The organism is Duganella sp. GW822-FHT06D06 (genome assembly GCF_058799615.1).
The window spans coordinates 1-10,047 of record NZ_JBXALQ010000040.1 but is presented as its reverse complement, the minus strand read 5'-3'; the positions used below and the strand labels follow the sequence as shown (position 1 = coordinate 10,047).

Genomic DNA, 10,047 nt, shown 5'->3' with positions numbered 1-10,047 from the left:
CCGCCGCGCTGCCGGTGACGGCCGCCGCGTTGCCGCCGGCATCCGCCGCGCCGGCGCTGCCGCCGCTGGCCGCCGCCCTGGGCGAGTCCGCCGTCGAGCGGCTGATCCAGCGCCAGATCGAAGTGATGATGCAGCAACTGGTGGTGGTCGGCGCCCAAGCCCCGGCGGCGGCCGCCGCCCTGGTTGCCCCGGTTGCCCCGGTTGCCGCCGCCGCCGTGGCCGCGCCGGCCAGCCTGGCGCCGGCAGCGGTCGCCAGCGTGCCGCCAGCGCCGGCGCCGGTTGCCGAACTGGTGCAATTCGACCCGTATCGCGTGCTGACCGCACCGCAGCAAGCCTACCTGCAGGAATTCACGGCGCGCTTCCTGGCGCGCACGGCCGGCTCGAAAGCGACCACCGAGCGTCATCGCCCGGTGCTGGCCGACTACCGCGCGCGCGCCGGCTTCCGCTTCTCCGCCAGCGATCCGGTGTTGCCGCTGTCGCTCAAGACGCTGTTCTATCCGATCGTCGCCGACCGCTCCGAAGGGGCCCATCTGTGGGACGTGGATGGCAACGACTATGTCGACCTGACCATGGGCTTCGGCGCGCATTTGTTCGGCCATCAGCCGCACTTCGTGCGCGACGCCCTGCAGCAGCAGATGCAGCAAGGCTTGCAGCTGGGACCGCAATCGTCGCTGGCCGGCGAGGTGGCCGGACTGGTCACCCAACTGACCGGCATGCAGCGGGTGGCGTTCTGCAACTCCGGCACCGAGGCCGTGATGCTGGCGGTGCGCCTGGCGCGCACCGCGACCGGCCGGCAAAAGGTCGGCATGTTCCTCGGCTCCTATCACGGCTGGGCCGACGCCTCGCTGGTCGGCGCCCATGCCGACAGCGACCTGCCCGGCGCCGCCGCGCCGCTGATGCCCGGACTGCATCCCGGCATCGAGCAGCACGCGCTGATGATGGACTACGGCAGCGCCGAGTCGCTCGACATCATCCGTGCCCATGCCCACGAACTGGCCGCCGTGCTGGTCGAGCCGGTCCAGGGACGCCGTCCGGAAATCCAGCCGGCCGCCTTCCTCAAGGCGCTGCGGGCGCTGACCGAGGAATTGAACATACCGCTGATCTTCGATGAAATGATTACCGGCTTCCGCCTGCACCAGGGCGGCGCGCAGGCGTGGTTCGGGGTGCGCGCCGACCTGGCCACCTATGGCAAGGCGGCCGGCGGCGGCATGCCGCTCGGTATCGTGGCCGGCGCGGCGCGCTTCATGGACGGCGTCGACGGCGGCGCCGAGCGCGGCGAACGCACGGTGCCGACCACCTTCTTTGCCGGCACCTTCAGCAAGCATCCGCTCACCATGGCGGCGACCAAGGCCGTGATGCAGCATCTGCTGCAGTCCGGCCACGGCCTGCAGCAACAATTGAACGAACGCACCAGCGCGCTGGTGGAGCGGCTGAACCGCCTGTTCATCGACCAGCAGGTGTCGATGCAGATCGTCCAGTGCGGCTCGCTGTTCCGCCTGAACACCCTCAGCAATCTGGACCTGTTCTGCTACCACCTGGTCGCCCACGGGCTGTACATCTGGGAGGGACGCAATATGTTCCTCTCCACCGCGCACAGCGACGCCGACATCGAGCGCATCGTCGACGCCTTCGCCGCCAGCATTGCCGACATGCGGCGCGGCGGCTTCTTCCCGCCGCTCGATGGCGGCACCAGCAGCACCACCACCACGGCGCCGGGCACCGCCGCCGCGCGCGCCGTGCCGGCGCTGGCGCGTCCGGTCGACCATGTGGTATCGGCCGCGCAACGCCGCCTGTGGCTGCTGCACAAGCTGGACGCCGACAGCACCGCCTACCACGTGCAGGCGCTGCTGCCGCTGGCGGCCGGCGTCACCCGCGCGGCGCTCGAACGCGCGCTCGGCGCCGTCGCGGTGCGGCACGAAACCCTGCGCACCACCTTCATCGAAGACGACGCCGGCCAGCTGTCGCAGCGCGTCGGCGAGGCCGCTCCGGTGGCGCTGGCCGAGCGCAGCATCGGCTCGGACGCGGCGCTGCGCGCCCATGTGGCGCAGTTCATGACCCTGCCGTTCGACCTGGGCGGCGGTCCGCTGTTCCGCGGCGAGCTGCTGCACACCTGGGATGGCCGCCAGCTGCTGATCTGGTGCATGCACGAGATCATCGCCGACGGCACCTCTTGCCTGATCCTCGAACAGGAGGTGCTGGCCTTGCTGGAGGCCGAAGCCAGCGGCAGCCAGGCCGGCTTGCCGGCCCTGCCGATCCAGTACCGCGACTTCGCGGCGCGGCAAAACGCCACGCTGGGCGCCGACTCGACCGATGCCAGCCGGGCCTACTGGCACGAGCAGTTCGGTTCCGAGCTGCCGCGCCTGAACCTGCCGTTCGATTTCCCGCTCACCGCCACCACCTCGCCGCAGGGCTCGATCTACCGCTTTGTGCTGTCCGGTCCCGCCTACGATGGCCTGAAGGCCATGTGCCGTGGGCACAAGGTGACGCTGTTCATGGCGCTGCAGGGCGCGTTGTCGGTCTGGCTGGCACGCCTGACCGGCTCGCGCGACATCGTCGTCGCCACGCCGGTGGCGGGGCGCGACTCGGCGGACGTCGAGCCGCTGATCGGCTTCTTCCTGAACACGGTGCTGCTGCGCATGACGGTCGAGGCGGAGGCGCCGTTCGCGCAAGTGCTGGCGCACAGCAGGGAAGTGGCGTTGCAGGCCCTGCAGCATCAGAACTATCCGTTCGAACAATTGATCGAGGACCTCGACCTGCCACGGCCGGTCAACCAGTTCCCGGTCACGCCGGTGCTGTTCAACGTGCTCAATTTCCTCGACAAGCAATTGCCGGTGGTGAAGCGGGAGGCCGGCCACGAACCGCTGAACATCGACGTGAAAGTCGAGTTCGAACTGCAGGTGCAGGAACACTCGGACGCCATCGCCTTCGAATGCTACTACCGCAGCGCGCTGTTCAAGCCGGAGACCATCGAATACCTGATGCAGCAATGGGTGGCGCTGCTGGAACAGGTGGCGCAGGCGCCGCAGGCGGCGGTCGCGCAACTCGACCTGTTTGCGGCGGCGCCGCTGGAATCGGCCTATCTGCGCTTTGCCGGCGAACTGCCGCCGCGCGCGCCGGTGCTGCCGGTGCTGGAGCGCCTCAAGCGCATGACGGCCGCCGATCCCGAGGCGATCGCGCTGGAATGGCAAGACCAGAAATGGTCGTACGCGCGGCTGGCCACCGAAAGCAACGACATCGCGCGCCAGTTGCAGCAACTGGGCTGGATGCAGGGTGAAGTGGTGGGGCTGCTGCTGGACCAGCCGCTGGTGCATATCGCGGCGGTGATCGGCGTGATGAAGGCCGGCGGCGTCTTCCTGACGCTGGACGCGGCCGATCCGGAAGCCCGCCTGCGCATGCTGGTCGGGCGGGTCGAGCCGCGCTGGTGGATCGCAGAACCGGCCACCAGCACTGCGATGCTGGCCATCGGCGCGCAACTGGATGCGCCGGCGCGCGGCATCTGGGTCGGCGACGGCGAGCCGCTGCTGGCCCTGACGCCGCTGGAGAAGAGCGGCAAGCGCGTGCTGCCGGTGGCGATCGCGCCGCAGGAGCCCTGCTATCTGTTCTTCACCTCGGGTTCGAGCGGGATTCCGAAGCCGATTCTCGGTTCGGTCCAGAGCCTGTCGCAGTTCATCGATTGGGAAATCAACGCCTTCGGCCTGAACGCGGACACCCGCGTCAGCCAACTGACCGCGCCGACCTTCGACGCCTTCCTGCGCGACCTGTTCGTGCCGCTGTGCGCGGGCGGCACGCTGTGCCTGCCGCCGGCGCGCAAGCTGGCGCCGGACCTGCTGCTGGACTGGCTGGACGCGTCGCGCGTGACGCTGGTGCACTGCGTGCCGTCGCTGTTGCGCGCCTTGCTGGCGTATCGCCAGCTGGAAGCGGCGGCGCCGCGCGCCACCGCCCTGCGCACCATCTGCCTGTCGGGCGAGATGGTGCTGCCGGCCACGGTGCAAGCCTTCCATGCCGCCTTCGGCGGACAGGTCGAGCTGATCAACTTCTACGGCGCGTCCGAGACCACCATGATCCGTTGCTACCACCGTATCACGGCGGCGGACGTGGGCCGCGGCTTCATCCCGGTCGGCAAGCCGATCACCGACACCCAGGTCATCGTGCTGGACGCGGCGGGACGCGCCTGTCCGCCGGGCACACCCGGCGAGATCTATCTGCGCTCGCCGTTCTTCAGCCTGGGCTACTACCAGGATCCGATGCAAAGCGCCGAAGTGTTCGTGCCCAATCCGCTGCGCCCCGGCGCGCCGGAGCGGGTGTACCGCAGCGGCGACATCGGCGTCATGCTGGCCGACGGCAACCTGCGCTTCCTCGGCCGCCGCGACGGCCAGGTCAAGGTCAACGGCGTGCGGGTGGAAGTGGGCGAGATCGAGAACGCCCTGCTGAGCCACCCGGACGTGTCGGAAGCGGCGGTGGTGGCCCAGAGCGGCGCCGACGGTTCGACCTCGCTGCATGCCTATGTGGTCGCGACCGGCGCCTTGCCGGCCGACCTGCGCCAGTTCCTGGCCGAGCGCATGACGAACGCGATCCTGCCGCACAGCATCGACCAACTCGACGCGCTGCCGATGACCAGCAGCGGCAAGGTGGACCGCAAGGCACTGGGCGCGCGCAACGCGGTCGAAGCGCCGTCCGCGACCGCCTACTCCGCGCCGACCACGCCGACGCAGCAGGCGCTGGCGGTGCTGTACGGCGAGGTGCTGGGCCGGGAACGGATCGGCATCCACGACGACTTCTTCGCGCTGGGCGGTCATTCGCTGCGGGCGCTGATGCTGCTGGCGCGGATCCGCAAGAACTTCAACGCCGACCTGGCGTTGCGCATGCTGTTTGAAACGCCGACCGTGGCCGCCCTGGCCGAACGGATCGACACCATGCGCCAGGTCGCGGCGCCCGCCGCGCCGGCGATCGAACGTGCCGCGCCACAAGCGGCATACCCGGTATCGGCCGCGCAGCGCCGCCTGTGGCTGCTGCACAAGCTGGACGCCGGCAGCACCGCCTACCACGTGCCGGCGCTGCTGCCATTGACCGAGGGCGTGACCCGCGCCGCGCTGGAACGCGCGCTCGGCGTGGTGGTCGAACGTCACGAAACCCTGCGCACCGCCTTTGTCGAGGACGAAGCGGGCCAGTTGTCGCAGCGCGTCGAAGCGGCGCAGCCGGTGGTGCTGGTCGAGCGCAGCATTGAATCGGAAGCGGCGCTGCGCGAGCACGTGACGCAGTTCACGACGCAAGCCTTCGACTTGACCGGCGGACCGCTGTTCCGCGGCGAGTTGCTGCACACCTGGGATGGCCGCCAGCTGTTGGTCTGGTGCATGCATGAAATCATCGCCGACGGCAGTTCTGGCATGATCCTTGAACACGAGGTCAGGACCCTGCTGGCCGCCGGCGACCGGGCCGGCGCGGACGTGCTGCCGGCGCTGCCGATCCAGTACAAGGATTTTGCATCCTGGCAGAACCGCATGCTGGCGGCCGATTCCAACGACGCCAGCCGCGCCTACTGGCATGGGCAGCTCGACGCCGCCATTGCCCGGCCGTCGTTGCCGTTCGATTTCCCGCTGACCGCCACCACCTCGACCGAGGGGGCCAACTATCGCGTGGTCCTGAGCGGCGCCGCCCATGAAGGCTTGAAAGCGCTGTGCCGCGACCATCAGGTGACGCTGTTCATGGCGCTGCAGGGCGCCTTGTCGGTCTGGCTGGCACGCCTGACCGGCTCGCGCGACATCGTCGTCGCCACGCCGGTGGCGGGGCGCGACTCGGCGGACGTCGAGCCGCTGATCGGCTTCTTCCTGAACACGGTGCTGCTGCGCATGGCGGTCGAGGCGGAGACGTCGTTCGAGCAAGTGCTGGCGCACAGCAAGGAAGTGGCGTTGCAGGCGCTGCAGCATCAGAACTATCCGTTCGAACAACTGATCGAGGAACTCGACCTGCCACGGCCGGCCAACCAGTTCCCGGTCACGCCGCTGCTGTTCAACGTCCTCAACTACCAAAGCGAGCAACTGCCGTTGCTGCAACTCGAAGCCCGTCATGATCCGGTCGACCGCGACGTGAAGGTGGAGTTCGAACTCACGGTGCAGGAGCACGCGAACGCCATCGCCTTCGACTGCCAGTACCGCAGCGCGCTGTTCAAGCCGGAAACCATCGAATACCTGATGCAACAGTGGGTGGCGCTGCTGGAGCAGGTGGCGCTGGCGCCGCAGACGACGGTCGCGCAACTCGACCTGTTTGCGGCGGCGCCGCTGGAATCGGTCTATCTGCGCTTTGCCGGCGAACTGCCGCCAGGCGCGCCGGTGCTGCCGGTGCTGGAGCGCCTGCAACGCATGACGGCCGACCATCCCGAGGCGATCGCGCTGGAATGGCAAGACCAGAAATGGTCGTACGAGCGCCTGGCAAACGAAAGCAACAACTTCGCGCGTCAGCTGCAAAAGCTGGACTGGATGCCGGGCCAAGTGGTGGGCCTGCTGCTGGACCAGCCGCTGGTGCATATCGCGGCGGTGATCGGCGTGATGAAGGCCGGCGGCGTCTTCCTGACGCTCGACGCGACCGATCCGGAAGCCCGCCTGCGCATGCTGGTCGGGCGGGTCGAGCCGCGCTGGTGGATCGCCGAACAAGCCACCAGCAGCGCCATGCTGGCCATCGGCGCGCAACTGGATGCGCCGGCCCGTGGCATCTGGGTCGGCCCGGGCGAGCCGGTACTGGCGCTGACACCGTTGAAGAAGGCTAGCAAGCGCGTGCAGCCGGTGGAGCTGGCGCCGCAAGATCCTTGCTATCTGTTCTACACCTCGGGCTCGAGCGGGATTCCGAAGCCGATCCTCGGTTCGTCGCAGAGCCTGTCGCAGTTCATCGATTGGGAAATCAACACCTTCGGCCTGAACGCGGACACCCGCGTCAGCCAACTGACCGCGCCGACCTTCGACGCCTTCCTGCGCGACCTGTTCGTGCCGCTGTGCGCGGGCGGTACGCTGTGCCTGCCGCCGGCGCGCAAGCTGGCGCCGGACCTGCTGCTGGAATGGCTGGACGCATCCCGCGTGACGCTGGTGCACTGCGTGCCCTCGCTGTTGCGCGCCTTGCTGGCGTATCAGCAACTGGCGCCGCTGGCGCCCGAGGCGGCGCGCGCCACGGCCCTGCGCACCATCTGCCTGTCGGGCGAGATGGTGTTGCCGGCCACGGTGCAAGCCTTCCATGCCGCCTTCGACGGCCAGGTCGAGCTGGTCAACTTCTACGGCGCGTCCGAGACCACCATGATCCGTTGCTACCACCGCATCACGGCGGCGGACGTGGGCCGCGGCTTCATCCCGGTCGGCAAGCCGATCACCGACACCCAGGTCATCGTGCTGGACGCGGCGGGACGAGTCTGCCCGCCGGGCACGCCCGGTGAGATCTATCTGCGCTCGTCGTTCTTCAGCCTGGGCTACTACCAGGATCCGATACAAAGCGCCGAAGTGTTCGTGCCCAATCCGCTGCGTCCCGGCGCGCCGGAGCGGGTGTACCGCAGCGGCGACATCGGCGTCATGCTGGCCGACGGCAACCTGCGTTTCCTCGGCCGCCGCGACGGCCAGGTCAAGGTCAACGGCGTGCGGGTGGAAGTGGGCGAGATCGAGAACGCCCTGCTGAGCCACCCGGACGTGTCGGAGGCGGCGGTGGTGGCCCAGAGCGGCGCCGACGGTTCGACCTCGCTGCACGCCTATGTGGTCGCGACCGGCACCATGCCGGCCGACCTGCGCCAGTTCCTGGCCGAGCGCATGACGAACGCGATCCTGCCGCACAGCATCGACCAGCTCGACGCGCTGCCGATGACCAGCAGCGGCAAGGTGGACCGCAAGGCACTGGGCGCGCGCAACGCGGTCGAAGCGCCGTCCGCGGCCGCCTACGAGGCGCCGGCCACGCCGACGCAGCAGGCGCTGGTGGTGCTGTACGGCGAAGTGCTGGGCCGGGAACGGATCGGCATCCATGACGACTTCTTCGCGCTGGGCGGCCATTCGCTGCGGGCGCTGATGCTGCTGGCGCGGATCCGCAAGAACTTCAACGCCGACCTGGCGCTGCGCATGCTGTTTGAAACACCGACCGTGGCGGCCCTGGCCGAACGGATCGACACGATGATTAACGCCAATCCTGACGGACATTCCGACCTGGGCGACATGCTTTCGGATGCGCTCGACGAATTGACTTCAATGACAGCTACGGAACCACAAAAATAATGAACAACATCTCGGTTGATGCAATCAATTTGCTGCCTATGGCAAAACGCGAAATCCTTAAGCAACTGCTCGAAAAGAGAGGGATTGAGCTACTTTCGCTGCCGGTGTTGAAGCGCCCGCCTGATCTGGAGGCGCTTCCGCTATCGTTCGCCCAGCAACGCCTATGGTTGCTGGATCAGTTCGAGCCCGGCAATGCTTCGTACAACATTGTGTCAGCCATCAATCTGGATGGCCGGCTCAATGTCGCGGCTTTGCAATTGACCATCAACGAGATCGTGCGCCGCCATGAGGCTTTGCGTACAACGTTTGTTATGCACGACGATTTGCCCACGCAAGTGGTCGCGCCGCAGCTTGAATTGCCGTTGTTGATCACCGATCTGTCGCATCTGCCGCAGCAAGAGCGCGATGCGCAGGCCGCCACGCTGGCCCACGAGGAAGCGCAGACCGGTTTCGATTTGAGTAGCGGTCCGCTGCTGCGGTGCAAGTTGGTTCGGAAGACCGAGACGTCGCATCTGGTCTACTTTACGCTGCATCACATTATTTCCGACGGCTGGTCGATGGAAGTGATGGTGCAGGAAGTGGCCGTGCTGTACCGGGCATTTATCGAGGGCCGGCCGTCGCCCCTGCCGGAGTTGACGATTCAATACGCCGACTTCGCGCATTGGCAGCGTGACTGGCTGGGCGGAGACAAACTGGACTTGCAACTGGACTATTGGAAAGAACAGTTGCAGGATAGTCCGGTGCTGCTGGAATTGCCGCTGGACCGGCCAAGGCCGGCAACGCAAAGCTACCGTGGCGCTTCGTTGCCGTTCGCCATTTCGGCCGACACAACCGAGCGCCTCCACAGCCTGAACCGGCAAACACGGACGACGTTGTTCATGACCTTGCTGGCCGCGTTCAATGTCTTGCTGGCCCGTTATAGCGGTCAGAGCGATATCTGCGTCGGCACGCCGACCGCCAGCCGTAGCCGTCCGGAGCTCGAATCGCTGATCGGCTGCTTCGTTAATACCTTGGTATTGCGCTCGCAGGTTGACGCCGAACAGACGTTCGAGCAATTGCTGGCACAGGTGCGCGATTGCATCCTGGGGGCGTTCGCCAGCCAGGATGTGCCGTTTGAACAGCTGGTTGAAGTCCTGAATCCACCGCGTCATACCGGTCATGCGCCGTTGTTCCAGGTCATGCTGGTATTGCAGAATACGCCGAATGGCGCTGTTACCCTGCCTGAATTGCAGCTGACCTCAGTCCCGGGCATCACGGAAGTCGCGAAGTTTGATTTGACGCTGACGCTCACCGAGGACGAAGGGCGGCTGCATGCCGTGTTCGAGTACAGGACGGATCTGTTTGATGCCGCCACCATCGAGCGCATGGCGGCAAATTTCACCCATTTGCTGGACGCAATTGTTAATGCGCCGACGACGCGGGTCGGCGACCTGGCGTTGTTGACCGCCGCGGAGCGCAAGCAGGTACTGCAGGGATGGAACGACACCCATGTAGCGTATCCGCAGCAAGGCTGCATCCACGAGCTGTTCGAACAGCAAGTCGCGGCCACGCCGGACGCGGTGGCGCTGGTGTTCGAAGAGCAGCAAGTGAGCTATGCGGAACTGAATGCCCAGGCGAACCGCCTGGCGCGCCATCTGCGCGGTCTCGGCATCGGCCCGGACGTGCGCGTCGCGCTGTGCCTGGAGCGCAGCGTGGCGATGGTGGTTGCACTGTTGGCGACGCTCAAAGCGGGCGGCGCCTATGTGCCGCTGGACCCGGCCTATCCGGCCGAACGTCTGGCGTATATGCTGGCCGACAGCGCCCCGGCGGCGCT

2 protein-coding genes are annotated in these 10,047 nt (G+C 67.2%); both read left to right on the top strand.

What is annotated here, in order from left to right:
- Positions 1-14: 14 nt before the first annotated feature.
- The gene (locus AC1RMD_RS30955; RefSeq protein ID WP_492932668.1) at positions 15-8,234 is read left to right on the top strand and encodes an amino acid adenylation domain-containing protein; all 8,220 of its coding nucleotides are present in this window, start codon (positions 15-17) and stop codon (positions 8,232-8,234) included.
- Positions 8,234-10,047, top strand: a 1,814-nt coding sequence (locus AC1RMD_RS30950; protein ID WP_492932666.1) for a condensation domain-containing protein, incomplete at its 3' end; no start/stop codon positions are given. The genes AC1RMD_RS30955 and AC1RMD_RS30950, both read left to right, overlap by 1 nt.